Genomic DNA, 25700 nt, shown 5'->3' with positions numbered 1-25700 from the left:
ATCCGGCGCACCCGCCGATACGCAGGTTCTACGGACGGAGGATCGCACCAGCATGCGCAGACCCTTGATCGGACTGACGGCGTACGCGCAACAGGTCCAGTACGGCAGCAACGAACAGGTCGTCGGCATGCTGCCGATGTCCTACGTCCGGGCGGTCCACGCCACCGGGGGACGGGCGGTCCTGATCACCCCGGACGATCCCGGCACCGACGTGCTCGAGTCGCTCGACGGCATCGTCTTCGCCGGTGGCGGGGACGTCGACCCGGCCAACTGGGGTGCCGAGCCGCATCCGGCCACCGACTCCGACCCGGTCCGCGACGCCTCCGAGCTGCTCCTCATGCGCGCCGCCCTCGACGCCGACCTGCCCGTGCTGGGCGTCTGCCGGGGCCTGCAGGTGATGGCCGTGGCCACCGGCGGTTCCCTGCACCAGCACCTGCCCGACCTGGTCGGCCACGACCGGCACCGGGCCGCGGCCGGCACGGATCCGCTGGCGGTGGACTCGTCGGCGTTCGGCCGGCACGACGTGGTGCTCACCTCCGGCTCGGCGGCGCGGTCGCTGCTCGGCGCCCGGCTCACCGTCAACTCGTTCCACCACCAGGCGATCGACGACCCGGGCAGCTTCACGGTGGTCGGCCGGTGCCCCGACGACCGGGTCATCGAGATCATCGAGGACCCCGACCGGCCGTTCGCGCTGGGCGTGCAGTGGCACCCCGAGCGCACCGGTGACCTGCGGGTCTTCGCCGCGCTGGTGGAGGCCGCCGCGGGCGCCTCCGGGCTGGGCCGGACGGCCCTGGCCGCCTGAGGCTCAGACCGCGACCGGATGCGCCGCCTGGAACGCCAGCCGCTCGTCCGCCCCGGCGGCCAGGCCCTGCAGCACGTCGTCCAGCACCAGGAACGCCTCCCAGGGCGCGCCTCCCAGGTGAGCGCCCACCCGATCCTCCAGCCCGGTGACTCGGGCGCCCTTCCACACCTTGTCCGCCAGGCTGACCAGCAGGTCGTCCAGCGTCACCTCGGGCGCGTCCCAGCTGCCGTGGTTGCCGGCGAAACGGGCCAGGTGCGCGGGCACGCCGTAGCGCAGCAGCAGGTCCCGGCCGGCCTCCTCATGCAGGTGACCGGGCGCGGAGAGCTCGGCCACGTGCAGGACCTTGCCGATGTCGTGGGTCGCGGCGCCGAAGAGCACCGCGGTGGTGTCGAACTCCAGATCCGGCCGGCGTCGCCCCAGCACGTCGGTCAGCGACCAGGCGACGTCGTGCACGGCCCGCAGATGCGCACCGAGCCGCGGCGGCGCGTCCAGCGCCCGCAGCAGCTCAGCGGCCGGACCGGGCAACGGCCGCAGGCTCGATTCGGTCAACGCTCGATGCAAGGCAGCCGACGTCACGCGGGCAAGGTTAGCCACGGCTGAAAGCCGTCGCCGTCGGTGTTACGGTGCAGCCCTGTCGGGCGAAGACATCCGCGGGAGGACGCATGGGGGCCAGCGCGGACGATGCTCTGCCGCAGCGGTTGCGGACGGCGTTCGAGCGCGGTGGTGAGATGGGCCGGCGGATGCTCGAGCTCGACTGGGCGGCCACCCCGCTCGGCGCACCGGCCGGCTGGCCCACAGAACTCGCCGACGTCGTCGCCACGATGCTCGCCTCCAAGGCCCAGATCGTCCTCTTCTGGGGAGACGACTACTGCGCGCTCTACAACGACGCGTACATCCCGACGATGGGCAGCAAGCACCCCGGGCATCTGGGCCGGCCGGGCCGGGAGATGTGGCCCGAGACCTGGGCGGTGCTCCAGACGCTGTTCGACGGGGTGAAGGAGCGGGACGAGTCCTTCTGGGCCGCCGACTACCTGTTCATGATCGAGCGGTTCGGTTTCCTCGAGGAGACCTACTTCGACATCTCGTACGACCCGATCCGCTCGCCCGAAGGGGCCGTCGGCGGGGTCTTCTGCATCGTCAGCGACACCACCCGACGCGTGCTGGCCGACCGTCGTGTCCGTACCCTCAGCGCCCTCGGCTCCCGGCTGGCCGACTCGCCGGACCAGGCCGTGCTCGGCACCCAGGTCGCGCAGGTCCTCGGCGAGAACGCCGCCGACGTGCCGTTCGCCGTCCTCTACCTGGACGACCCGGCCGGCGGTGGCGAGCCGGCCGTGGCCGGGGTGTGCGGGCTCGAGCCGACCGCCTGCCGGCCGCTCGACCCGGGGGTCCGCGAGGTCGTCGCGGCCGTCATGCGGTCCGACCACGAGCAGACCATCGCCGCGACGGAGGTGGCCCATCCGCCGCCCTCGTCGGCCGCCGACCAGGCCCTGGTGCTGCCCATCGGCGCCGGCACCAGCAGCGCCGGGGCGCTGGTGGTGGGGGTCAGCCGGTTCCTCGCGCAGGACCGCGGCTACCGCGACTTCCTCGAGCTCGCCACGGCCCAGATCTCCCGGGCGGTCGCGAACGTGCGGGCCTACCAGCAGGAACGACGCCGGGCGGCCGAGCTGGCCGCGCTCGACACCGCCAAGACCAACTTCTTCTCGAACGTGAGCCACGAGTTCCGTACCCCGTTGACCTTGATCCTCGGTCCGCTGGAGGAGCTGCTCGGCGACGACGGGCTCGGCGACGACCTGCGCGAGCGGCTCGTGCCGATGCAGCGCAACGGCGTGCGGCTGCTGAAGCTGGTCAACACGGTGCTGGACTTCTCCCGGCTGGAGTCGGGCCGGCTGCGCGCCGCCTACCGGCCGACCGATCTGGCCGACTACACCGCCCGGCTGGCCAGCACCTTCCGCTCGGCGGCCGAACGGGCCGGGTTGGGGCTCGGCATCCAGTGCCCGCCGCTGCCGGCGCCGGTCCACGTGGACCGTGAGATGTGGGAGAAGATCGTCTTCAACCTGCTCTCCAACGCGGTGAAGTACACGCCCACCGGCGGGATCACCGTGCGGATCCGGGAACGCGACCGGGCCGCTGTGCTGGAGGTCACCGACACCGGCGTCGGTGTGTCGGAGGAGGAGCAGCAGCTGCTCTTCGACCGTTTCCACCGGGTCACCGGCGCCTGGGCGCGCAGCCACGAGGGCACCGGCATCGGCCTGGCCCTGGTCCGGGAGCTGGCCGAGCTGCACGGCGGCACGGCGACCGCGCGCAGCGAGCTCGGCGTGGGCAGCACGTTCTCGGTGACCGTCCCGCTCGGCACGGCCCACCTGCCCGCCGACCGGATCATCGACGAAGGACCGGCCGACCTGCCCGAGGAGCAGTCCCGGCTCTACGTCGAGGAAGCGCACTGGTGGATGGGTGACACCGCGCCGGCCCCGATCGCGCCGGGCGAGGTGCAGGACGGCCGGCGGGGCCGGGTGCTGCTCGCCGACGACAACGCCGACCTGCGCGACCACGTCTCCCGGCTGCTGCGGCCGTCCTTCGACGTCACCAGCGTGGCGGACGGGCTGGAGGCGCTGGAGCTGGCCCGCACCGAGCAGTTCGACCTCGTCCTGACCGACATGATGATGCCCCGGATGGACGGCTTCGGCCTGATCAGGGCGCTGCGCGCGGACGAGCGCACCCGGGACGTGCCGATCGTGGTCCTATCCGCCCGCGCCGGTGAAGAGGCCTCGGTCGAGGGCCTGGCCGCGGGCGCCGACGACTACCTGGTCAAGCCGTTCTCGGTCCGCGACCTGACCGCCCGGGTCCGGTCCAACCTGGAGCTCGGGCAGACCCGCCGGCAGATCATCAGCCGGCTGCGTGGCCTGGTCGACGCGGCCGCGGCGGTCAACGCGGTCAGCACCACCGCCGAGGTGCTCGCTGTCGCCGCCCGGCACGTCCAGGCGATGACGTCGGCCGGCCGGGTCGTGCTGACCGCCCCCGGCGCCCGGGCCGAGGTGGACGGCGGCGCCGGCGGCTCGGCTGTCCCGGACGTCGTGCTGCCGCTGCCGGACACCTCCGGCGCGCCCCTCGGTGAGCTGAGCGTCTGGCCCGGACCGGACGGTCCACCCGAGCCGGTGCTGCTCACCCAGCTGGCCCGCCTGGTCGGGCTGCGGCTGGGCAACGCCCGGCTCTACGAGGCCGAGCACCGCATCGCCAGCACGCTGCAGCACAGCCTGCTGCCGCAGTCGCTGCCCCGGGTGCCCGGTGCCATCGTGGCGAGCCGCTACCTGCCGGGCAGCACCGAGGCCGAGGTCGGCGGCGACTGGTACGACGTCATCCTCGCCCCGGACAACCAGCTCTTCCTGGTCATCGGGGACGTGGTCGGCAAGGGGGTGCAGGCCGCGGCGGGGATGGGGCAGCTGCGTAACGCGCTGCGGGCGTACATCCTGGAGGGCTTCGACTGCGGTGAGGCGCTGACCCGGCTGAACCGGCTGGTCGACAACCTGGGCCGGCGCCAGTTCGCCACCGTGGTCTGCGTCCGCTTCGACACCCGCAACCGGGAGCTGCACTACTCGTCGGCCGGGCACCCGTCCCCGATGCTCGCCGCGCCGGGGGAGAAGGGCGAACTGCTCTACTCCAGCGCGCTCGGGCCGCCGATCGGCGCGCTCAAGGACGTGACGTACCCGACGCTGACCGCGGCCCTCGAGCCCGGCCACCGGCTGCTGCTCTACACCGACGGCCTGGTCGAGGACCGCCGGGTGGGCATCGATCGCGGTCTGGAAGAGGTCAGCGCGGAGCTCGCCGAGCCGGCCGAGCACGTCGAGGACCTGCTGGACAGGCTGCTCGACAAGGCGGCCCGGCAGACCCGCCGCGACGACATCGCGCTGCTCGCGCTGCAGGCCACCGAGCCGCGCAAGTTCGAGCTGCGGCTGCCCGCCGACCCGACCCGGCTGAGTGTGCTGCGCCGGCGGCTCGAGGACTTCCTGACGGCCCACGCCGTGCCGGACAACGACGTCTTCGACCTGACCGTGGCGATCTCCGAGGCCGCCGCGAACGCGATCGAGCATCCCGTCGAGCCGGCCGAGCCGGTGATCACCGTCGAGGTGTCGGTGGACGAGGGCTCGGTGCTGGCGACCGTCCGCGACACCGGGAACTGGCGCCCGGCCGGTGACGCCGGCTTCCGCGGGCGGGGCCTGGCGCTGATCGGTGCGCTGTCGGAGCTGTCGGTGGCCAGGACCGGCTCCGGCACCGCCGTGACGCTGCGGCGGGCGCTCAGCTCGTCCTGAGCGGCCAGGCTGCCGCCGAGGCTCAGCCGGGCTCGCCCTGGACCAGCCAGGGCTGGCTGCTCAGGCCGGAGATGTCGAGGACCCGGCGGACCGGGGCCGACGGGATCACCTCGAAGCCGTCCGGGAAGCGCTCCGCGAGCCGGATCAGCGCATGGATGGCGGCTGAGTCGAAGAACGTCACGCCGCGCAGGTCCAGGGTCGCGCTACGGGCACCGTCACCGGTGGCTGCCCGGTACATCGCGTCGGCGGTGGACATGTCCACCTCGCCGCGTACCACCACGGTGGCGCGGTCGCCCGCCACCGAGGAACTGGCCGAGAAGTCCGTCCCGGCGCCGTCTTGATCCACGCTGACACGATTACACAGGCGCCCGGGGGCGGCAACAAAGGGCCGGTAAGGGTCAACCGAGCTGTTATCTACGGTCACGGTCCGCGGGGCGGCCGCCGGGCTCGGCGATAAGCTGGGTCGATGAGCGTTCGTGCCCCTCTCGTTCCGGGAAAGCTCTCCCCCTGGCGGGCGGTGCCGCCGCAGATCATCCGTCCTGAATACGTCGGCAAGAAGCGCCCGAAAGAGTGGCGCGGGTCGCACGTGCAGACCCCCGAGACCATCGACAGGATGCGGGTCGCCGGGCGGATCGCGGCCCAGGCCACCCAGCTCGCCGGGGAGCACTGCAAGCCGGGCGTCAGCACCGACGAGATCGACCGGGTGGTGCACGAGTTCCTGATCGACAACGGGGCGTACCCGTCGACGCTGGGCTACAAGGGCTTCCCGAAGTCCTGCTGCACCTCGCTCAACGAGGTCATCTGCCACGGCATCCCGGACACGACCGTGCTGGCCGACGGCGACATCGTCAACGTCGACGTGACCGCGTACCTCGACGGTGTGCACGGTGACACCGACGCGACGTTCTGCGTCGGCGACGTCAGCGACGAGGCCCGGCTGCTGGTCGAGCGCACCCACGAGGCGATGATGCGCGGCATCCGCGCCGTCGCCCCGGGCCGGCCGATCAACGCGATCGGCCGGGTGATCGAGGCGTACGCCCGCCGCTTCGGCTACGGCGTGGTGCGCGACTTCACCGGCCACGGCATCGGCGAGACGTTCCACAGCGGGCTCTACATCCCGCACTACGACAACCCGCGGCTCGACACGGTGATGGAGCCCGGCATGACCTTCACCATCGAGCCGATGATCACCCTGGGCACCCACGAGTACGAGATGTGGGACGACGGCTGGACGGTCGTGACCAAGGACCGCAGGTGGACCGCCCAGTTCGAGCACACGCTGGTGGTGACCGAGGACGGGTACGAGATCCTGACGCTGCCGTGACGGTCCCCGAGCACCACGCGGACGTCTCGGGCGGCTGGCTGCGCGCGGCCACCTTCGGCGCGATGGACGGCCTGGTCACCAACATCGCCCTGATCGCCGGGGTCGGCGGTGGCGGGGTCAGCCGGCACACCCTGATCCTCACCGGGGTGGCCGGCCTGGTCGCCGGGGCCATCTCCATGGGCCTCGGCGAGTTCACCAGCGTCCGCACCCAGAACGACCAGGTCGCCGCCGAACTGGCCAAGGAGCTGCGCGAGCTGCAGCTCAACCCCGAGGGGGAGGCCGACGAGCTGGTCGCCATGTGGACCGCGCGAGGCCTGCCCGTCCCGCTCGCCCGTCAGGTGGCCGACGTGCTCAAGGCCCACCCGGAGCAGGCGCTACGGGTGCACGCCCAGGAGGAGCTGGGGGTCGTCCCGGACGAGCTGCCCAGCCCGTGGACGGCGGCGGTGTCCTCGTTCGTGTGCTTCGCGATCGGGGCGGTCGTGCCGCTGCTGACCTATCTGCTGGGCTTCGACAGCCTGCTCGCGGCGCTCGTCGTCGGCGGCGCCGGGCTGTTCGTGGCCGGCGCGGTCATCGCCCGCTTCACCGCCCGCCCGTGGTGGCGCAGCGGCCTCTGGCAGCTCCTGCTCGGCGCGGCGGCGGCCGGGGCGACCTACCTCATCGGCACGCTGATCGGCGTCGGCGTCTCCTGACCGGCCTCACTCGAAGAGGGCGCTCAGCGGGCCGTCGACCGGGCGGCCCCGGGCGGTGAGGTCGTCGGCCTGCGTCTTCAGCACCGTGGCCAGCTCGGTCATGTCCGCCCCGGCCAGGCCGGTGCGCTTCACCGCGTCGGCCCGGTTGCGGAAGTAGGTGCGGCTGAGCAGGCCGGTGACCATCGCGGCGTGCAGCCTCGCCTCGGACAGCAGGACCAGGGCCGCGTCGGTCTCGTACCACTCGGCCAGCCGGACCGCCCGGGCGTGCGCTGCTGAGGCCACACACCAGTTACGCCGGGCCAGCCCGTTGAACTCGCCCGGCCGGGTCTCGGCGAGCTTGCCCAGGTGGGCGTCGCGCTGGCCGGCGAACCAGCCGCCCGGATCGAAGAGATCCCGGGTGCTCAGGTAGCGGTCGGCCTCCAGCGGCCAGCGCGGGGTCAGCTCCCGGGCCCGGCGCAGCCCGTCGTCGGCGGTGCCGACACCGAGATCGACCAGGATGCCGTCGACCCGGCACAGGGCGGCGCGGGGCCCGGCGTTCGGACGGTACGTGACCACGTGCAGGTTGAGATCGCTGCTGTCGGTGTCGTCGCCGTGCGCCAGGGAGCCGTGCACGCCGATCGCGCGCACCTCGGCCGACCAGCGCCGCAGGATCACGTCACGGAGCCGGGTGGCCAGGTGCCAGCGCGGATTGGCCAGGTCGTACTCGTCCTGCGACACTGCGTCATTGTCGGGCATGGACCCGCGCCGGGAAAGGTCCTCAGGCGCGCCCGGGCCAGGCCATCGTCACCGGGGTGACCTCGCCCAGCCGGCGCCAGCGGGTCGCCCGGACCGCCGCGTCGACCAGCGCGTTCAGCCCGGTGGCCCGATCCGCCCCGGTGGTCACCGGCAACACCGCCCGCCAGGCCTGCGCGACCCCGTCCTCGACCTGGATGGCCAGCTTCAGCGCACTGGCCCGGTCGGTGACGTCGAACGGCAGGTCGTAGCCCGCCGGCGCCGGGGCGGTGCTCGCCTGCAACGCCGACAACCGGCTGACCAGCACGTCCCGGCGACCGCGGTGGATCGCCTCGGCGGCGCGGGCCTCGGTGCGGTCACCCTCACCGGTCAGCTTCACCCCGAGGACCCCGTACGCGTAGATCGCCGCCTCCTCCGCGGCCAGCGCGGCCGCCAGCTGGGCGCTCACGCCGTTACCGCCACGACGACCGTCGCCTCCGCGACGACCTTCGGCTCCGCGACGACCGTCGTCGGGCGCGGCGTGGACGGCGCGCTCATCGCAGGGCCTCCGCGTGGGCGGCCCGGGCGGCGGCGATCGAGCCGGCCAGCCCGGCCCGGTCGGCCGGGGCCGTGCGGCAGGCGGCGACCGCGGTCTTCTGCGCGGCCTGCTCCGCCTTGCGCAACGCCGCCACCGAGTCGGCCGCGTCGCCACTCGGAGCGCTGGACGCGGGCGCCCCCGACGGGACCGCCCTGCCGATGACGCGGGACAGCTCGGCCGCGTGCGTGCGGTGGTCGGCGGCGAGCGGGGTCAGCCTCTTCGCGAGGCCGGGCTCGGCCAGCACGGCCCGGTCGTAAGCCGCCGCCAGGGCCAGGGCCTCGTCGAGCACGGGCTGCAGGGCGTCCGGCGCCGGAGCGGGCTCTGGATCATCGGAGAAGAGCCCGCAGCCGCCCAGTGCCGTCGCGCTCAGCGCCCCACCGGCAGCCACGCCGATCAGGTGACGTCTTTTCACCCGGTCAGTCAACACCATCCGCACCAGGCGTCGCTGACCTGCACCGGGCGCCGAATCGGAGCGGCGGCGGCCGGCCCGCGCCGCCGGCGCGTTACGCTCTGCGTCAGCCGCCGGGGATTTCCAGCCCCGGTGGCATGCCGGTGTTGCCGGCGAACGGCGCACGGAGCGTTTGCCGCGCGCCGCATTCGAGCAGAAGGGTTGGGCCCGATGACGCAGCGTGGTCGCGGCGGTGCCCGGCCGGCGAGCCGCCGCTCCGGCGGGGGCCGGAGCCGAGAGGCAGCCGAGGAGACGCGTCAGCCCACTGCTCCGCGCATCGACCTGGTGGCCGCGAAGGCCCGCGTGCGCGCGGTGATCGAGCCGGTCGTGGTCGCCGCGGGGTTCGACCTCGAGGACGTCAACCTCTCCCGCGCGGGCCGCCGGCACGTGCTCCGGGTCCTGGTCGACGCCGACGGGGGCATCAGCCTCGACGACGTCGCGGTCGTCTCCCGGGAGATCTCCCAGGCACTCGACACGGCCGAGGAGACCCAGGGCGAGGTCCTGGCGGGTGAATACCAGCTCGAGGTCGGCTCGCCCGGCGTGGACCGGCCGCTGACCCTGCCCCGGCACTGGCGGCGCAACGTCAGCCGGCTGGTCGCCGTCACCGTCGCGGGCCGGTCGCTGGCCGGCCGGATCACGGCGGCCGACGAGACCGGCGTCGTGCTCGATGTCGACGGCAAGAGCACGGAGATCCCGTACGCCGATCTGGGGCCGGGCAAGGTCCAGATCGAGTTCAAGCGGCTGGACGAAGCCGTCTTCCCCGACGAGCCCGACGAGGGCGACGAGGACGAGGACGATGAAGATGACGACGAGGATGGGGAGGGCGAGGACAAGTGAACATCGACCTCGCGGCGCTGCGCGCCCTGGAGCGCGAGCGGGAGATCCCGTTCGACACGATCCTCGCGGCGATCGAGACGGCACTGCTGACCGCGTACCGGCACACCGACGGGGCCGAGAGCCACGCCCGGGTGCAGATCGACCGCAAGAACGGCGCGGCCCAGGTCTTCGCCCAGGAGCTGGACGCCGACGGCACCCTGGTCCGGGAGTGGGACGACACGCCGCACGACTTCGGCCGGATCGCCGCGATGACCGCCAAGCAGGTCATCCTGCAGCGGCTGCGCGAGGCCACCGACGAGGTGCACTTCGGCGAGTACGCCGGCCGCGACGGTGACCTGGTCACCGGCATCGTGCAGGCCGACGCGGCGCGCGCCGAGAAGGGCATCGTCATCGTCGACCTGGGCAAGCTCGAGGCGGTCCTGCCGCAGGCCGAGCAGGTGCCGGGGGAGACGTACGAGCACGGCTCGCGGATCCGCTGCGTCGTGGTGCACGTGGCCAAGGGCTTCCGCGGCCCGCAGATCACCCTGTCGCGCACCCATCCGGCGCTGGTCAAGAAGCTGTTCGCGCTCGAGGTGCCGGAGATCGCCGACGGCACGGTGGAGATCGCCGCCATCGCACGTGAGGCAGGTCACCGTTCGAAGATCGCGGTGCACTCGCGGGTGGCCGGGGTCAACGCCAAGGGCGCCTGCATCGGCCCGATGGGTCAGCGGGTCCGGGCGGTGATGAGCGAGCTGCACGGCGAGAAGATCGACATCATCGACTACTCGGACGACCCGGCGCAGTTCGTCGGCAACGCGCTCTCCCCGGCCAAGGCCCTGCGGGTCGAGGTGGTCGACGCGGCCACCCGCACCGCCCGGGTCACGGTGCCCGACTTCCAGCTGTCGCTGGCGATCGGTCGCGAGGGGCAGAACGCCCGGCTGGCCGCCCGGCTGACCGGCTGGCGCATCGACATCCGTCCGGACAACGAGCAGCCGGATCCGGCCTCCGAGCGCGATGCCGCCGAGACCGGGAGCTGACCGGATACCCGAGCACGAGGCACACGGGGTAGACTTGCGGGTGGCCGGTCCGACACGCACCTGTGTTGGCTGTCGTTCACGCGTGCCGGCCTCCGAGTTACTGCGGTTCGTCGCGGTCGGAGCAGGAGGTCACCTCCGGCTCCAGCCCGATCCGGGCCGCCGGCTGCCGGGCCGGGGAGCACATGTGCATCCTGATCCGGCCTGCTTCGCGCAGGCGGAGCGGCGTCGCGCCTTCGGGCGTGCGCTGCGACTCACCGGTGTTGCTGACACCGGATTGCTTGCCGAGCACATCCGAGCGGTCACCGTGCCGTCCGGAACCACCGATGATGTGGCGTAGGTGCCCCATCCATGTCCAGCAAGGTAGGACGACCCAGATGAGCACACGATGAAGTCCCTGAAATGACCAGGCTTCTAGTGCACGAGTGAGGTCGGCGGGCGCTGCTCGTACGACCTCGAGATGAGGAGTGCAGTGCCAGGCAAGGCCCGCGTTCACGAGCTCGCCAAAGAGCTCGGGGTCGACAGCAAGACCGTTCTCGCCAAGCTCAAGGAGATGGGCGAGTTCGTCAAATCCGCATCCAGCACGGTCGAGGCCCCGGTGGCCCGGCGACTTCGTGGTGCCCTCGACGCCCCGGGCGGTGCTGCTCCGGCGGCGCCCGCGCCCGCCGCGTCGGACGCCACGAGTGCGCCCAGCGCCCCCCGGGCCAACCCATCGGCCATGCGGCCGCAGCCGCCGCGCCGGCCCACTGCGCCGACGACCGGAGCGCCCACCGGCGCCCCCACGTCCTCGGCGCCGTCGCCCGGCTCGATGGTGCGGCCCAAGCCGCCGGCTCCCGGCCGTCCGGGCCCGGTGCCCGGTCCGGTCGCCAAGCCGGCGAGTGCCCACGACATCGAGGTGGCGGCCGCCGAGGCCCGCGCCTCGGCGCTGAAGGCCGAGCAGGAGGCCTCCGTCAAGGCTGCCCAGGCGGCCCGCACGCGGGACGCCGAGCGCCGGGCGCAGCAGCCTCCGGCCGACGGCACCACCCGTCCGCGGCCCCCGGGTCCCGGCACGGTGCCGCCGCGTCCCGGCTCTCCCGCCGCAACGCGTCCCGGAGCCCCGGGCGCGCCCACTACCGGCCGTCCCGGCCCGGGCGGCTCGCCGCGCCCGCCGGCCCGCGGTCCCGGTAACAACCCGTTCGGCGTCTCCGGTGGCGGCCAGCGGCCGACCCCGTCGGCGATGCCCCGGCCCAACCAGCCGGGCATGCCCCCGCGGCCGAGCCCGGCCTCGATGCCGCCGCGGCCCAGTCCCGCGTCCATGCCCTCGCAGCGTCCCGCCGGTCCCGGCGGCGGTCGTGGCGGTCCCGGCGGTGGCGCCGGCCGTCCCGGCGGTCCCGGTGGCGGTCGTGGCGGCCCGGGTGGCGGCGCCGGTGGCGGTTTCCGCCCCGGTGGCGGTGCCGGAGCCGGTGGCGGCGGTTACCGCGGCGGTGGTGCCGGTGCCGGTGGCGGCGGTGGCTACCGCGGTGGCCCCGGTGGCGGCGGCGGTGCTGGTGCCGGTGGCGGTTTCCGCCCCGGTGGCGGCGGTCCCGTCGGCGGTGCCCCCGGTCGTCCCGGTGGTGGCGGTCGCGGTCGTGGCGGCGGTGCCGCGGGTGCCTTCGGGCGTCCCGGTGGCCGGCCCACGCGTGGCCGCAAGTCGAAGAAGCAGCGGCGTCAGGAGTTCGACAACCTGTCGGCTCCGCAGATGTCGTCGGGTGCGCCCCGCGGCTCGGGCCAGGAGGTCCGGCTCTCGCGTGGTGCGTCGCTCTCCGACTTCGCCGACAAGATCAACGCCAACCCGGGCTCGCTGGTCCAGGAGATGTTCAACCTGGGCGAGATGGTGACGGCGACGCAGTCGTGCTCCGACGACACGTTGCTGCTGCTGGGCGAGCACCTGGGCTTCGACGTGCAGATCGTCAGCCCCGAGGACGAGGACCGCGAGCTGCTGTCGCGGTTCAACATCGACCTCGACGCCGAGATCGCCGAGGACCGCCTCGTCACCCGGCCGCCGGTCGTGACCGTCATGGGTCACGTCGACCACGGTAAGACGAAGCTGCTCGACGCGATCCGCAAGACCAACGTGGTCGCCGGTGAGGCGGGTGGCATCACCCAGCACATCGGTGCCTACCAGGTCGTCGTCCCGCACCAGGGCGAAGACCGCGCGATCACCTTCATCGACACCCCGGGCCACGAGGCGTTCACCGCCATGCGTGCCCGTGGTGCCCAGGTGACCGACATCGTGATCCTGGTGGTCGCGGCCGACGACGGCGTCATGCCGCAGACGGTCGAGGCGTTGAACCACGCCAAGGCGGCCGAGGTGCCGATCGTGGTCGCGGTCAACAAGGTCGACAAGCCGGACGCCAACCCGGACAAGGTCCGCCAGCAGCTGACGGACTACGGCCTGCTCGCCGAGGAGTACGGCGGCGACACGATGTTCGTCAACGTGGCCGCCAAGCCGGGTCTCGGCATCGACGACCTGCTCGAGGCCGTCCTGCTGACCGCCGACGCGTCGCTGGAGCTCACCGCTCCGATCGACGGGCCGGCACAGGGTGTCGCGGTGGAAGCTCACCTCGACAAGGGCCGCGGCGCTGTCGCGACCGTCCTGGTCCAGAAGGGCACGCTGCGGGCCGGCGACTCGATCGTGGCGGGCGGCGCGCACGGTCGCGTCCGCGCCATGCTCGACGAGAACGGCAACCAGGTGGCTGAGGCAGGTCCGGCGCGTCCGGTCCTCGTCCTGGGTCTGACGTCGGTGCCTGGCGCCGGTGACACGTTCCTCGCCGCCGAGGACGACCGCACGGTCCGGCAGATCGCCGAGCAGCGACAGGCCCGCCGTCGTGCGGCGAGCTTCGCGAACTCGAAGGGCAAGGCCACGCTCGAGACGCTCATGGAGCAGCTCAAGGAGGGCGAGAAGACCTCGCTCACCCTGGTGCTCAAGGGCGACGGCTCGGGCTCGGTCGAGGCTCTCGAGGACGCGCTGTTCAAGATCGAGATCCCGGACGAGATCCAGCTCAAGGTCATCCACCGCGGCGTCGGTGCGATCACCGAGAGCGACGTCAACCTGGCGAGCGCCTCCTCCGAGGCCATCGCCACGATCATCGGCTTCAATGTCCGGGCCTCGAACAAGGTCAAGGAGATGGCCGACCGCGCCGGCGTGGAGATCCGCTACTACAGCGTCATCTACCAGGCCATCGAGGAGATCGAAGCAGCGCTCAAGGGCCTGCTCAAGCCGGAGTACGAAGAGGTCGAGCTGGGCACGGCGGAGATCCGCGAGGTCTTCCGCTCGTCCAAGATCGGTCTCATCGCCGGCTGTATGGTCCGCTCGGGTCTCATCCGCCGCAACGCCAAGGCGCGCATCCTGCGCGACGGCACCGTGGTGGCGGACAACGTCACGATCAGCTCGCTGAAGCGGTTCAAGGACGACGCCACCGAGGTCCGCGAGGGCTTCGAGTGTGGTCTGACCCTGTCCGGTTTCGGCACGCCGCAGACCGGCGACGTGATCGAGACCTTCGAGATGCGTGAGAAGCCGCGGGCGTAAGGCCCTCGGTTGACGGCCCCCGGCGCGAAAGCGCCGGGGGCCGTTGTCTTTACTACTGGAATGTCTCGCTACGCCCTCCTCCTCGCGCCCTCCGCCAACCGCGTCTACGCCGACCAGGCAGGTCGACTGTCGCGGGCGGAGCTGGCCGCGTTCCGGCCCGTGCTCTCCTCGGAGGTGGCGGAGGTCGACGCCACCCGGATCGGCGGCGTGGAGTACCTGACGTTCACCGGGGACCTGCAGCCCCGTGACATCGCCTACCTGTCGAACATGTCGGCGGCCTACGCCCTGTTCGAGCAGGCCGGTGACGACCTGCTGCGGCCGCTGGAGCTGACCCCGCTGGCCCGCTACGACAGCGACCTGATCACCATCCCCAAGTACGCCGGCAAGACCAACGAGCAGTTCACCAAGCTGCTGCTCAACCTGACCCTGCTGGCCTCCGCCTCGGCCCGCCGGATGCTCGACGGTCCCGTGGTCGTCGGTGACTTCCTGGCCGGCCGCGGCACCACGCTCAACCAGGCGCTCATGTACGGCTACGACGCCATCGGAGTGGAGCTCGACGGCAAGGACGTCGAGGCGTACAAGTTGTTCCTGCAGACCTGGCTCAAGCGCAAGCGCCTCAAGCACACCGCCGAGCTCAACCCGGTCCGCCGGCAGGGTCGCAAGGCCGCCCGCCGGATGGAGATCACCATGGCGGCGAGCAAGGAGGACCACAAGGCCGGCGCGGTGCAGAAGGTGATCATGCTCAACGCGGACACCACCCAGCTCGACGGCCTGCTCCGGGCCAACTGCGTGGACGTGCTGGTCGTCGATCTGCCGTACGGCGTCGCGCACGGCAGCTACGAGGACGAGGGCGGCATGTCCCGGCGCCCGCTGGACCTGCTGGAGCGGGCCGTGCCGCAGTGGGTGCACCTGCTGCGTCCCGGCGGGGCCATCGGGCTGTCCTGGAACACCAAGGTGGCCCGGCGGGAGCTGGCCGAGGACATCCTGGTCGCCAACGGGCTGGCGCTGGTGCCGTACGAGGAGCTGAGCCACCGGGTCGACCAGGGCATCGAGCGTGACGTGGTGGTGGCCCGGAAATCCAGCTGAATGGCACGGGGTATCCGGGTACTCTCGCTCGCTGATGTATATCGAGACCGCACTTTTCGACCTGCTGCTGCCCGGCGACTCCCGTTCGCTCAAGCAGAAGCGTTCCTACGTCCGCCCGATCATCGCGATGCTGCGCAAGTACGAGGTCAGCGTCGCGGAGGTCGGCGACCACGACGTGCACGGGCGGGCCCAGATCGGGGTCGCCGTGGTCGCCGCCGAGCCGTCCCAGGCGCGCGCGGTGATCGACACGTGCGAGCACCAGATGGCCGGCCGGCCCGAGATCGAGCTGCTGTCGGTCCGGCGTCGGCTGCACACTGACGACGACTGAGCCCACCCGCGGCGGAAAACCCATGCAAGTTCGTTACATGAGCGGTCCCGCTGGTGACCCCCGCAAGCGACGCACCGACGCGGCGTTCGGGCCCCAGCGGTCATGGGTAGGCTTCAGGCGTTGGGCGGGGCGGTTTCGTCCCGGAGGCACGGTTGTCGGAGGTGGGCGATATGTCGGACCCGGCCAAGACGCGTCGGCACGCGGAGCGCATCCGCGAGCTGGTGGCATCGCTGGTGCGAGAGATCAAGGACCCTCGTCTCGGCATGGTGACGGTCACGGACGCCCGGATCACGGGTGATCTCCGCGACGCCCACGTCTACTACACCGTGCTCGGGGACCAGACCGAGCAGGCCGCGACCGCGGCGGCGCTGGACAGCGCCAAGGGCATGCTGCGTACCCGCGTCGGTCACGCCCTGGGCCTGCGGCACTCGCCGAGCCTCACGTTCGTGCTGGACAACGTCCAGGACAACGTCAAGGAGATCGACGAGCTGCTGGCCGCGGCCCGGCACCGCGACGCCGAGGTGCAGCGGCTGGCCGCCGGCAAGCAGTACGCCGGCGACCCGGACCCGTACAAGGCCGACGAGGACGAGGACGACGAGGACGCCGACGAGCGGGTCGGTGCCCGCGAGGACCAGGGGTGACCGAGGCGGTCACCGTCTCGGAGGGTGCGCCCACCGCGGCCGAGTTCTCGGCCGCGGTGGCGGCGATCCGTGAGCTGGCGCCGACCGGCCGGGTGCTGCTGATCTGTCACGTCAACCCGGACGGCGACGCGCTGGGCAGCATGCTCGGCTTCGGCCTGGGGCTGCGCCGGCTCGGCGTGCCCCGGCTGCAGGCCACCTTCCCCGGCACGTTCGAGATCCCGGACCCGTTCGCCGCGCTGCCCGGCCTGGACCTGCTGGTCAGCGAGGAGCAGGCGGAGCCGGAGCCGGATCTGGTGATCGTCTTCGACGTGGCCGCGGTGTCCCGGCTCGGGGCCCTGGCTGACCGGCTGCCCCGCGCCCGCGCCACCGTGGCCCTGGACCACCACGCGTCCAACACGGGCTTCGCGGGGGTCAACCTGGTCGACGCGGGTGCCGCCGCCACCTCGGTGGTCGCCGAGGAGCTGCTGCGCCGCCTCGACGTGCCGCTGGACGCGGAGATCGCCGAATGCCTGTACGTGGCCCTGGCCACCGACACCGGCTCGTTCCGCTTCGACATGACCACGCCGCGGGTGCACGAGATGGCCGCCCGGCTGATCGCCACCGGCCTGCGCCCGGGCGAGATCTCCCGCCGGGTGTTCGACAGCCGCCCGTTCGGCGCGATGAAGCTCTCCGCCGACGTGCTCAGCCGCGCGCAGCTCGATCCCACGGCGGCGGACGGGCGCGGCATGGTGTGGACGTACGCGACCCTCGAGGACCTCGAGCGGCACGGGCAGCGGCCGTACGTGCTGGACGCGCTGATCGATCCGGTCCGGTGCGTGGCCGAGGTGGACGTGTCCGTGGTGGTCAAGCAGCTCGCCGAGCGCGAGTGGGCGGTGTCGCTGCGCAGCAAGGGCGCGGTCGACGTCAGTGCCGTCGCGGTGGCGCTGGGCGGCGGCGGGCACCGGCTGGCCGCGGGTTTCACCGGTTACGGCACCCCGGGGGACGTCGTCACCGCGGTCCGCGACGAGCTCGGCAAGCACCTCATTCCGTAGCGTCTGCTCGACCAGGGCCGGCCTTCGGGCCGGCCTTTTGTCGTTGATCCGTTTCCCGAAGTGCGGGACACGACGAGCAACCCGCGAGACTGAACGATAGTTTGAGTTAACGGTGATTTGGTTTCTGCACGGTCGCTACCACCGGCCGCCGCAGCAGCCTCGAGCCACCCGGGTCCACCATCCCGGGCTGTGTCGCCCCGCCACCCGTCCGGTGATCCCGGACCGGCCCTCGCGACGCGCCGCTCGATCGATCAGTGGGTGCCGTGCACCCGTTCCGCCGTGGAAGGACCACGATCATGGCTGCCATGCCGAAGCCCAAGCCCCAGTCCGACGAAGCCCGCGAGCAGGCCCGCCGCGCGCTGCAGACGTCGATGGACACCCGCCAGTAAGCAGTCCGGCGCATTGCGCCCCTTACGGCTCGGCGGGCATCATGACTGTCCATGAGCCCGCCCGCCGCCGTCGACCGAGGCACCCTCAACCGGCGCATCGCCGCCCTGGCCCTGCCGGCCCTGGTCGTGCTGGCCGCCGAGCCGCTGTACGTGCTGGTGGACACCGCCGTGGTGGGCCACCTGGGCCGGATCCCGCTCGCGGCGGTCGCTGTCGGCGGCACCGTGATGTCGGTGGCCGTCTGGTTCGGGACGCTGATGGCGTACGGCACGACCGGCCGCGCCGCCCGCCGCTTCGGCGCGGGTGACCGCACCGCCGCCGTCGCCGAAGGCGTCCAGGCCTCCTGGCTCGCCCTGGCCACCGGCGCGCTGCTGGTCCTGCTGGCCCAGCTCTTCGCCACGCCGGTCACCCGGGTCCTGGCCGCCGACCCGGCCGCCGCCGAGGCTGCTGCGCAGTGGTTGCGCATCGCCGCCCTCGGCATCCCCGGCCTCCTGCTCGCGGCGGCCGGCAACGGCTGGATGCGCGGGGTGCAGGACACCCGCCGCCCGCTCTACTTCGTCCTCGGCGCCAACGTGCTCTCGGCGGTGCTCTGCCCGCTGCTCGTCTACCCGGCCGGCTGGGGACTGATCGGCTCAGCGGTCGCCAACGTGGTGGCCCAGTCGCTGACCGGCGGACTCTTCCTCTGGGCGATCATCCGCGAACGCGCGCCGCTGCGGCCCAGCCCGGCGGTCATCGTCCGGCAACTGGTGCTCGGCCGCGACCTGCTGATCCGCGGCGCCGCGTTCCAGGCCTGCTGGTTGTCAGCGACCGCCGTGGCGGCCCGGTTCGGCGTCGCGGCCGTCGGCGCCCACCAGATCGGCCTGCAACTCTGGTTCTTCTGCGCCCTGGCCCTGGACGCGGTGGCGATCGCCGCCCAGTCCCTGGTCGGCGCGGCGCTGGGCGCGGGCGACGGAAGCGCGGCCCGGGAGGTGGCCCGGCGGGTCACCGCGGTGGGTGCGGTGGCCGGGGTGGGCTTCGCGGCCCTGGCGGCGGCGGGCGCCGGGGTGGTGCCCGGCTGGTTCACCGGCGACCAGGCGGTTCACGAGCAGGCGGCGATCGTGTGGCCGTGGTTCGTGGGCATGCTGCCCTTCGCCGGCGTGGTCTACGCCCTGGACGGCGTCCTGATCGGCGCGGGCGACGTCGGCTACCTGCGCACGATGACGCTGGCGGCGGCCCTGGTCGGCTTCCTGCCGGCGATCTGGCTGGCGTACGCGCTGGACTGGGGGCTGTCCGGGGTGTGGTTCGGGCTGGCGCTGTTCACCCTGATCCGGCTGGTGTTCCTGCTGGTCCGCTGGCGTGGGGCGCGGTGGGCCGTGCTCGGCGCCACCCGCTGACCTCACCTGGCCGGCGGCCGGTCGGTGAGGGCCCCGAGCGCTGCGGTGAACGAAGTCAGCAGCCGGGCGAACGTCTCCCGGTCCGCCTCCGGCCAGTCGCTCATCGCCCGCGAGAACATCTCCTGCCGTGACCGGTGAGCATCCGCCAACAGGGACCGTCCGGGCCCGGTCAGGGCCAGCAACGTCCGCCGGCCGTCCCGCTGATCGGCCTGGCGGATCACGAGACCCTGCTCCACCGCCCGGGCCACCAGCCGGCTGGCCCGTGGCTGATCGACGCCGAGCGCGGCGCCCACCTCACCGACCGTTGCCGGCCGGCCCAGCTCCTCCAGTGCGTCGAGCACTCCGAAGACCGTCTGATCACCCTCCGGAGCGAGCCGGCTCAGTGCTCGCCGGCTCTGGCTCCGCCGGATCGTGATCATCGCCCGCTCGATCGCCGCCAGATCCGTCATGGATGTCATCGTACAAGTACATGTAACATCACATTCATGCGTCCCCTGGGGTACTGGGTCAAAGAGATCGACCGCCGCATCGAGGCCGGCTTCGCCCGGCTGATGGCCGACGAGGAGCTGACCCGGCGGCACTGGCAGATCCTGACCACCCTCGCGCAGGGCGAGACCTCCCGGGCCGAGCTCGACGCCGCCCTCGCAGCATTCGCCCCGACCGTGCGCGCGCAGGTCGACGACCTGATCCGCCGCGGCTGGGCGACCGAGGCGGAGACCGGGCCGGTCCTTCGTTTGACCGCCGCCGGGCGGGCAGCACACGACCGGGTCGCCGAGCGGGTGCGCACGTTCCGGGCCCGTGTCACCGACGGCCTGTCCGAGCAGGAGTACGCCACCCTGGTCACCCTGCTCGAGCGCGTCGCCGGCAACCTCACCCCGGCCTGACCCGCGACCGTAGCGGTCTGGTTGGGTGGAGCCGTGAACGTGGACGGGCTCATCGTTGTGGACAAGCCGGCCGGGATGACCTCCCACGACGTGGTCGCCCGGATCAGAAGGCTGGCTCGGACCCGGCGGGTGGGGCACGGCGGCACCCTCGACCCGATGGCCACCGGCGTGCTGATCATCGGGGTCAACCGGGCCACCCGGCTGCTCACGTACGTCATCGGCGCCGGCAAGAGCTACACCGCCACCATCCGGCTCGGGCAGACCACGATCACCGACGACGCCGAGGGTGATGTCACCGCCACCGTCTCCACCGCCGGGGTCACCGAGGCGGCGATCCGGGCCGTCCTCGCCGCGCAGACCGGTGAGATCGAGCAGGTGCCCAGCGCGGTCAGTGCCATCAAGGTCAACGGGCAACGCGCGTACAAGCGGGTTCGTGACGGGGAGGAGGTCGAGCTGGCCGCCCGTAAGGTCACTGTCTCCCGGCTTGAGGTGCTTGCCGTACGGCGTCCGGACGAGGGTGACTTCGTCGACGTGGACATCGACGTCACCTGTTCCAGCGGCACCTACATCCGGGCCATCGCGCGGGACCTCGGCCGTACCCTCGAGGTCGGCGGGCATCTGACCGCGCTGCGCCGCACGGCCGTCGGTGATCTCACGCTCGCGTCCGCCGCCACCCTCGCCGAGCTGGAGGAACGCGCGCCCGACGTGATCTCGCTGCCGCTGGCCGAGGCGGCCCGGCGGGCCTTCCCGCAGCGGGAGGCCGACGCCGAGGAGACCCGGGTGCTCAGCCACGGCGGTCCGCTGCAGCCGGTCGGCATCGAGGGCCCGTACGCGGTCTTCAACACCGCCGGCGACGTGCTCGCCATCGTCTCCGAGCGCGACGGCAAAGCGCGCGCCGAGATCGTGCTGGCCCCGGCTTAGGGCCTGTCCCGCCGATCATGACGGCCTGCGCCGGGCCCAGCTTCCGCCTCGCGGCGCGGTCCGAACGGCCGAATACAACACCGGTATTCGACCGCCCGGCCCACTTGCGACGCGAAACCTGGACCTCGGCTCGGCGTCGCCATGACCGGCAGGACAGGCCCTAGTAGGGCTTTGTCACCCTTCGGGTGGGTGACGGTGACAGGTACGCGGTGATGTTGGTGTCGTTGAGTGGTGGATACCGTTGCGGTGCGGCAGCTGAGCGATGATTTGAGCGAGTACGTCGAAGACGTGTTCGCCTCGCTGAGGTATTCGGGTTGGCAGGACCGGGCCGGGCAATATCTGCGTGGTCTGATGCTCGACGGGCGGCGTAAGTCGATCCAGCCGATGGCCGCGAGGTTGCATGGACCCCATGAGCAGGCGTTGAACCACTTCGTCACGAACAGCCCGTGGGATGTGACACCGGTGCGTCGGCGGCTCGCCGAACGCATGAGCGAGGCGTTGCACGGCCCGGCGTGGGCGATCGATGACACCGGCCTGCTCAAATACGGCACAGCATCGCCGTGCGTGGCCCGCCAGTACACCGGCACCGCCGGGAAGATTACGAACTGTCAGGTCGCGGTGTCGGTGAGCCTGGTGACCGACACCGCGTCCTGCCCGGTCGACTGGCGGCTGTTCCTGCCCGAGGCCTGGGATCCGGCATCATCGAAGGCCACCGCGGACGTGGTGACGCGGCGACGGCGGGCGCAGATTCCCGATCAGGTCGGACACACCCCGAAGTGGCGGCTCGCCCTGGCGATGATCGACGAACTGCTCGGCTGGGGCCTGCGTCCCCGTGTCCTGGTCGCCGACGCCGGTTACGGCGACGCCGGCAAATTCCGCCAAGCCCTCGCCGAGCGAGACATCGACTATGCGGTGCAGGTCGCGCACACAGTCACGGCCTACCCGCTGAGCATCGGTCGCACGAGGGTGCCCTACTGCGGCGACGGCCCCTACCCGAAGAAGATCTACCGGCAACCCGCCCGCCCGGTCCGCGACTTGCTCTTAGCGGCAGGACCAGGCGCGGCCAGGCGGGTGACCTGGCGCAACAGCTCCCGCCGACGGACCGGCCAGCCGGTGGCGATGAGCTCAAAGTTCGTGTTCCAGCGCGTCCGACCGGCCGGCCCAGCCATCCGATCGGCGCACCTTGGCCAAGACCTGCCCGAGGCCTGGCTGATCGCTGAATGGCCGACCGGTGAGCCCGAACCGGTCAAGTACTGGCTGTCGAACCTGCCCGCGACCACACCGAAACGCACCCTGATCCGGCTGGCAAAACTACGCTGGCGCATCGAGCATGACTACCGGGAGGTCAAGACCGGGCTCGGCCTGGACCACTACGAAGGCCGCACCTGGCAAGGCTGGCACCACCACACCACCCTGGTCTCCGCCGCCCACGCGTTCCTGACCCTGCAACGCCTGGACCCAAAAACCCGTGCGCCGGAATGACTCTCTACGCCGTACTCCGACGCCTCCAAGCATTACTCGCCCGCCTCATCGGCACCTGCCCGACCTGCCGAACCCAGTTCCCGCAACGCCTACGACGCGCGGGACCCGGACCATGACAAAGCCCTACTAGCTGCCCCGCCGGGAGAGGTGCTCGGCCACCGTCGCGACCAGGTCCGCTGCCGCGTACGGCTTGTCCAGGAAGCCGTCGCAGCCCGCCTGCAGTGCGGCCTCCCGGTCCTGGGGTAGCACGCTCGCGGTGACCGCGACGACAGTCGGCCGGGGGCGGCCCGCGGCGACCGTGCCCGCCGCCAGTTCGCTCGCCAGGGTGAGGCCGCTGCCGTCGGGCAGGTTCATGTCGAGCAGGATCAGGTCGATGTCCTCGGTGCCGAGCCAGGTGCGCGCACTCGCCAGCGTCGACGCGTCCAGCACCTCGGCGTCGCGGACGGCGGTGATCTGGGCACGGGCCAGCACCGCCTTGACCAGGGTCCGGTTCAGCTCTTCATCCTCGACCAGCAGGATCCGGGGGTTCTCGGCCGTCACGGAATCTCCTTCGTGTCCTTCGCGGCAGTGCCGGTACCGGTGTCGGCCTTCGTGGCGGTTCCGGATCCGCCGAGCAGCGGGGCCAGGGCCTCCCAGCCGGCGCCCCCGGCCATCGCGGTCGCCACCACGCCGCCGGCCATCGCCGTGGCCACCAGCGGGGCCGCGTCGCCGGGCTCCCGCAGCTGGCCCGCCGCGGCGGTGAGCCCCAGCACCGGGGTGTGCCGGGTGGCCGGGTCCTGCTCGATCGCGGCCAGCATGCTGAACCCGTCCACCTCCGGCGACTGCATGTCGCAGACGATCAGGTCGAAGTGGCTCTCCCGGCTCAGCGCCAGGCCGTCGCGCCCGTCGGCGCAGGCCACCACGTCGGCGCCGCCGGCGCGCAGGCCGTCCTCGATCGCCTTGCGGATCTCGTCGTCGTGGTCGACGACCAGCACCCGCGGCACCGGCCGGTGCGCGATCTTGCGGGCCAGCGCGCCGAGCAGGGCCGCCTGGTCGACCGGCTTGACGAAGTAGTCGTCGGCGCCCAGCGACAGCCCGGCCTGCCGTTCGTCGATGATGGTGGCGAAGAAGACCGGGATCTCGGCGAGCCGCGGGTCGGCCTTGAGCCGGCGGATGACCTCGAAGCCGTCGATGCCGGGCAGGGCGACGTCGAGCACGATCGCGTCGGGCGGGTGGGCCCCGGCGGCGGTCAGGCCCGCCTCGCCGGTGCCGGCCACCTCGACGTGGTAGCCCGCGCTGACGAGCTGGGTGCTGAGCAGCTCCGCCGACTGCGGGTCGTCCTCGATCAAGAGCACCCGGGCGCCGGCGTCCGGACCCTGGTCGAGCTGCAGGACCGGCGCGGCCGGCAGCCGTACGGTGAACGCACTGCCCTGCCCCGGCGTGGAGATCAGGCTGATCTCGCCGTCGTGCGCCTCGACCAGCCGCTTGGTCAGCGCGAGCCCCAGGCCGGTGCCCGCCCGCTGCCGGTCCGGGTCACCGACCTGCTGAAACTCCTCGAAGACCCGTTCCCGGTCGTCCTCGGCGATGCCCACCCCGGTGTCCGCGACGGTCACCTCCACCAGGTCGCCGGACTGCGCGACCGTGACGGAGATCGCGCCGTCGTCCGGGGTGAACTTGATCGCGTTGGACAGCAGGTTCTCCACGATCTGCCGGAACCGGACCCGGTCCACCAGCGCGGTGGCCTCCGGCAGTGTCGTGGTGACGGTGAGGTTCTTGGCCGACAGCAGCGGGGCCAGCCCGGTCAGCAGCTCGCTCACCGCCGTGTCGACCCGCAGCGGGGCCAGCCGCAGCTCCAGCCGGCCGGCCTCGACCTTGGCCAGGTCCAGGATGTCGTTGATCAGGCCGAGCAGGTGCCGCCCGCTGGTGTGGATGTGGTCCACCCAGTCGGCGGGCACCCGGCGCCGGTCGCCGTCGGGCTCCTCGAGCCGCATCAGGTCGCTGAAGCCGATGATCGCGTTCAGCGGGGTCCGCAGCTCGTGGCTCATGTTGGCCAGGAACGAGCTCTTCGCCTGGCTGGCCCGGGTCAGCGCCTCGACGGAGGTGCTGAGCTCGGCGGCCAGCCGGCGGTGCGCCGCGGTGACCGCCTGGCGTTCGGCCAGCACGCCCGCCTGGCCGCCGAGCGCCGCGAGCAGCCGCAGGTCGTCGTCGCTGAACAGGCCGCGGTGGCGGTTGAACAGCAGCACCGCCCCCTCGGCGTCCGGCGGCACCGGCATGCTCAGCACGGTCACGAAGTCGTCGCCGAGGTCGTCGCCGAAGTGGGCGACCAGGGCCGCGTCGCTGTCGCGCAGCCGGGCCGGCTGGCCGGCCCGGATCAGCGCGGTGATGTCGGCGAAGCCGAGGCCGGCCGGCGCGGCCGTCTGGGGACCGGCGTATGCGGCCGGGACCAGCATGCCGTCGGTGCGCGGCATCAGGACGGCCACCGCGTCGGCGCCGGTCTGCGCCCGCATGATGTCGGCGTAGATCTGCCAGACCTGCTCGGCGGACTCGGCGGGCGCCCGCAGCAGCTGCTCGGTGACCGACTGGGCGGCCGTGGCGGAGAAGGACCGGCGCAGCCAGTGCGGCGGCACGAAGGCGATCAGGTAGCCGAAGCCGCAGACCAGCGCCAGGACCCGGTTGGCGGTGTCGAACACCGGGCTGGTGCCGGGCACCGCGGCGATGCCGATCAGCACGATCATCAGCCCGAAGGCGGCGGTCGCGCCGGCCGCGATCATCAGCCGGGCCCGGTTCGCGCCGGTCCGGGTCCGGGCCTTGCCGAACAGCAGCGCCGCCGCGATGAGCTCGGCGACCAGAAACGACGTGACCGCGGCGAACAACTCGGCCGGGCGCAGCGGGCGCGGCGCGAACGCCAGCCAGGCGGCGACCCCGGCCTGCACGATCAGAACGGTCCGCTGGAGCCAGACCGGCACCGACCGCAGCCGGGCAGCGAGCCGGACGGTGAGGTACGGCTGGGCCAGCAGCGCGGTCAGCGAGACGGCGTTGACCCACACGGGCAGGGCCTCGCCGTTGATCCGGCGGGCGATGTCGACGCAGAACAGCACCGTGCAGGGTGCGAAGACCAGCGTGACGTCGCGCTGCAACGGGTCGCGCCCGCGCAGATAGCCGACCAGGGCGCGCAGGAAGAGCACGGCGAAGGTGAACTCTGCCGCGAGCAGGACGAGGGGACTCCAGTCAGCGCGCATATCAGGACTAACTGTAGCGTTTCAGGCAGTCGTGGAGACCGATACGCTTACCCCCGCGGACACTCCAGGAAGGTAA

At 72.4% G+C, this 25700-nt stretch carries 24 protein-coding genes; 16 read left to right on the top strand and 8 right to left on the bottom strand.

The features are described from left to right. Window positions 1-52: 52 nt before the first annotated feature. Window positions 53-802 carry a gamma-glutamyl-gamma-aminobutyrate hydrolase family protein gene (locus ACQP2Y_RS39490; RefSeq protein ID WP_433721467.1) on the top strand — a complete coding sequence of 250 codons (750 nt, stop codon included), beginning with the start codon at window positions 53-55 and terminating at the stop codon, window positions 800-802. Between the two features lie 3 nt (window positions 803-805). On the opposite strand, the gene ACQP2Y_RS39485 is transcribed toward ACQP2Y_RS39490, so the two are convergent. Further along, window positions 806-1351, bottom strand: coding sequence for an HD domain-containing protein (locus ACQP2Y_RS39485; RefSeq protein ID WP_433721466.1), 546 nt, complete (start codon window positions 1349-1351; stop codon window positions 806-808). Window positions 1352-1464: 113 nt separating this feature from the next. Here ACQP2Y_RS39485 and ACQP2Y_RS39480 point away from each other — a divergent pair, with 113 nt between their 5' ends. Beyond that, the gene (locus ACQP2Y_RS39480; protein ID WP_433721465.1) at window positions 1465-5106 is read left to right on the top strand and encodes a SpoIIE family protein phosphatase; all 3642 of its coding nucleotides are present in this window, start codon (window positions 1465-1467) and stop codon (window positions 5104-5106) included. Between the two features lie 22 nt (window positions 5107-5128). Here the strand turns inward: ACQP2Y_RS39480 and ACQP2Y_RS39475 are convergent, their stop codons facing one another. Continuing rightward, on the bottom strand, window positions 5129-5452 hold the full coding sequence (locus ACQP2Y_RS39475) for an STAS domain-containing protein (RefSeq protein WP_433721464.1): 324 nt from the start codon (window positions 5450-5452) through the stop codon (window positions 5129-5131). Between the two features lie 120 nt (window positions 5453-5572). Here ACQP2Y_RS39475 and map point away from each other — a divergent pair, with 120 nt between their 5' ends. Together map and ACQP2Y_RS39465 are read left to right on the top strand one after the other, a co-directional pair. Further along, entirely contained in the window at window positions 5573-6430 is an 858-nt protein-coding gene (map, locus tag ACQP2Y_RS39470; protein ID WP_433721463.1) for a type I methionyl aminopeptidase, read from the top strand. A 62-nt stretch (window positions 6431-6492) separates the two neighbouring features. Further along, window positions 6493-7119, top strand: coding sequence for a VIT1/CCC1 transporter family protein (locus ACQP2Y_RS39465; RefSeq protein ID WP_433732234.1), 627 nt, complete (start codon window positions 6493-6495; stop codon window positions 7117-7119). 6 nt (window positions 7120-7125) lie between these two features. Here ACQP2Y_RS39465 and ACQP2Y_RS39460 read toward each other — a convergent pair whose 3' ends face one another. The 3 genes from ACQP2Y_RS39460 to ACQP2Y_RS39450 all read right to left on the bottom strand — a co-directional run bounded on the left by ACQP2Y_RS39460 (window position 7126) and on the right by ACQP2Y_RS39450 (window position 8840). Beyond that, complete coding sequence (locus ACQP2Y_RS39460) at window positions 7126-7854, bottom strand: nucleotidyltransferase domain-containing protein (RefSeq protein ID WP_433721462.1); 729 nt, start codon at window positions 7852-7854, stop codon at window positions 7126-7128. A gap of 22 nt (window positions 7855-7876) precedes the next feature. Continuing rightward, on the bottom strand, window positions 7877-8299 hold the full coding sequence (locus ACQP2Y_RS39455; RefSeq protein ID WP_433721461.1) for a ferritin-like domain-containing protein: 423 nt from the start codon (window positions 8297-8299) through the stop codon (window positions 7877-7879). A gap of 85 nt (window positions 8300-8384) precedes the next feature. Beyond that, window positions 8385-8840 (bottom strand): hypothetical protein, encoded by a 456-nt coding sequence (locus ACQP2Y_RS39450; protein ID WP_433721460.1) that lies wholly within the window; start codon window positions 8838-8840, stop codon window positions 8385-8387. A 207-nt stretch (window positions 8841-9047) separates the two neighbouring features. On the opposite strand from ACQP2Y_RS39450, the gene rimP reads away from it, so the two are divergent. The 9 genes from rimP (at window position 9048) to ACQP2Y_RS39405 (ending at window position 19119) form a co-directional block, all read left to right on the top strand. After that, window positions 9048-9713, top strand: a complete 666-nt coding sequence (gene rimP / locus ACQP2Y_RS39445; RefSeq protein WP_433721459.1) for a ribosome maturation factor RimP — start codon at window positions 9048-9050, stop codon at window positions 9711-9713. Then, window positions 9710-10729, top strand: coding sequence for a transcription termination factor NusA (nusA, locus tag ACQP2Y_RS39440; RefSeq protein ID WP_433721458.1), 1020 nt, complete (start codon window positions 9710-9712; stop codon window positions 10727-10729). The genes rimP and nusA overlap by 4 nt, the downstream gene beginning before the upstream one ends. Next, window positions 10707-11066, top strand: a complete 360-nt coding sequence (locus ACQP2Y_RS39435; RefSeq protein ID WP_433721457.1) for a YlxR family protein — start codon at window positions 10707-10709, stop codon at window positions 11064-11066. Before nusA ends, ACQP2Y_RS39435 begins: the two co-directional genes overlap by 23 nt. Before the next feature lie 132 nt (window positions 11067-11198). Then, window positions 11199-14273, top strand: coding sequence for a translation initiation factor IF-2 (infB, locus tag ACQP2Y_RS39430; RefSeq protein ID WP_433732232.1), 3075 nt, complete (start codon window positions 11199-11201; stop codon window positions 14271-14273). A 60-nt stretch (window positions 14274-14333) separates the two neighbouring features. Next, window positions 14334-15359, top strand: coding sequence for an SAM-dependent methyltransferase (locus ACQP2Y_RS39425; RefSeq protein ID WP_433721456.1), 1026 nt, complete (start codon window positions 14334-14336; stop codon window positions 15357-15359). A gap of 34 nt (window positions 15360-15393) precedes the next feature. Continuing rightward, window positions 15394-15687 carry a DUF503 domain-containing protein gene (locus ACQP2Y_RS39420; protein ID WP_433721455.1) on the top strand — a complete coding sequence of 98 codons (294 nt, stop codon included), beginning with the start codon at window positions 15394-15396 and terminating at the stop codon, window positions 15685-15687. 170 nt (window positions 15688-15857) lie between these two features. Further along, a complete protein-coding gene (gene rbfA / locus ACQP2Y_RS39415) occupies window positions 15858-16328 on the top strand; it encodes a 30S ribosome-binding factor RbfA (protein WP_433721454.1) in 471 nt (156 codons plus the stop codon). Then, window positions 16325-17359 (top strand): DHH family phosphoesterase, encoded by a 1035-nt coding sequence (locus ACQP2Y_RS39410; protein ID WP_433721453.1) that lies wholly within the window; start codon window positions 16325-16327, stop codon window positions 17357-17359. The genes rbfA and ACQP2Y_RS39410 overlap by 4 nt, the downstream gene beginning before the upstream one ends. Before the next feature lie 440 nt (window positions 17360-17799). After that, window positions 17800-19119, top strand: coding sequence for an MATE family efflux transporter (locus tag ACQP2Y_RS39405; RefSeq protein WP_433721452.1), 1320 nt, complete (start codon window positions 17800-17802; stop codon window positions 19117-19119). 2 nt (window positions 19120-19121) lie between these two features. On the opposite strand, the gene ACQP2Y_RS39400 is transcribed toward ACQP2Y_RS39405, so the two are convergent. Next, entirely contained in the window at window positions 19122-19568 is a 447-nt protein-coding gene (locus ACQP2Y_RS39400) for a MarR family winged helix-turn-helix transcriptional regulator (protein WP_433721451.1), read from the bottom strand. 36 nt (window positions 19569-19604) lie between these two features. Between ACQP2Y_RS39400 and ACQP2Y_RS39395 the strand changes: the two genes are divergently transcribed. The 3 genes from ACQP2Y_RS39395 to ACQP2Y_RS39385 all read left to right on the top strand — a co-directional run bounded on the left by ACQP2Y_RS39395 (window position 19605) and on the right by ACQP2Y_RS39385 (window position 22406). Beyond that, window positions 19605-20003, top strand: coding sequence for a MarR family winged helix-turn-helix transcriptional regulator (locus tag ACQP2Y_RS39395; protein WP_433721450.1), 399 nt, complete (start codon window positions 19605-19607; stop codon window positions 20001-20003). Window positions 20004-20078: 75 nt separating this feature from the next. Beyond that, the gene (gene truB, locus ACQP2Y_RS39390; protein ID WP_433732230.1) at window positions 20079-20924 is read left to right on the top strand and encodes a tRNA pseudouridine(55) synthase TruB; all 846 of its coding nucleotides are present in this window, start codon (window positions 20079-20081) and stop codon (window positions 20922-20924) included. A 231-nt stretch (window positions 20925-21155) separates the two neighbouring features. Next, the gene (locus ACQP2Y_RS39385) at window positions 21156-22406 is read left to right on the top strand and encodes an IS701 family transposase (RefSeq protein ID WP_433721105.1); all 1251 of its coding nucleotides are present in this window, start codon (window positions 21156-21158) and stop codon (window positions 22404-22406) included. Window positions 22407-22532: 126 nt separating this feature from the next. Here the strand turns inward: ACQP2Y_RS39385 and ACQP2Y_RS39380 are convergent, their stop codons facing one another. Both ACQP2Y_RS39380 and ACQP2Y_RS39375 read right to left on the bottom strand, forming a co-directional pair. Further along, window positions 22533-22946, bottom strand: coding sequence for a response regulator (locus ACQP2Y_RS39380; protein ID WP_433721449.1), 414 nt, complete (start codon window positions 22944-22946; stop codon window positions 22533-22535). Then, complete coding sequence (locus ACQP2Y_RS39375; protein ID WP_433721448.1) at window positions 22943-25624, bottom strand: response regulator; 2682 nt, start codon at window positions 25622-25624, stop codon at window positions 22943-22945. The genes ACQP2Y_RS39380 and ACQP2Y_RS39375 overlap by 4 nt, the downstream gene beginning before the upstream one ends. Between the last annotated feature and the right edge of the window lie 76 nt (window positions 25625-25700).

The sequence above is a fragment of the Actinoplanes sp. CA-051413 genome, assembly GCF_050955795.1.
GTDB lineage: Bacteria > Actinomycetota > Actinomycetes > Mycobacteriales > Micromonosporaceae > Actinoplanes.
Note: the sequence above shows the minus strand (reverse complement) of the source record. Positions and strands in the feature narration are given on the sequence as shown.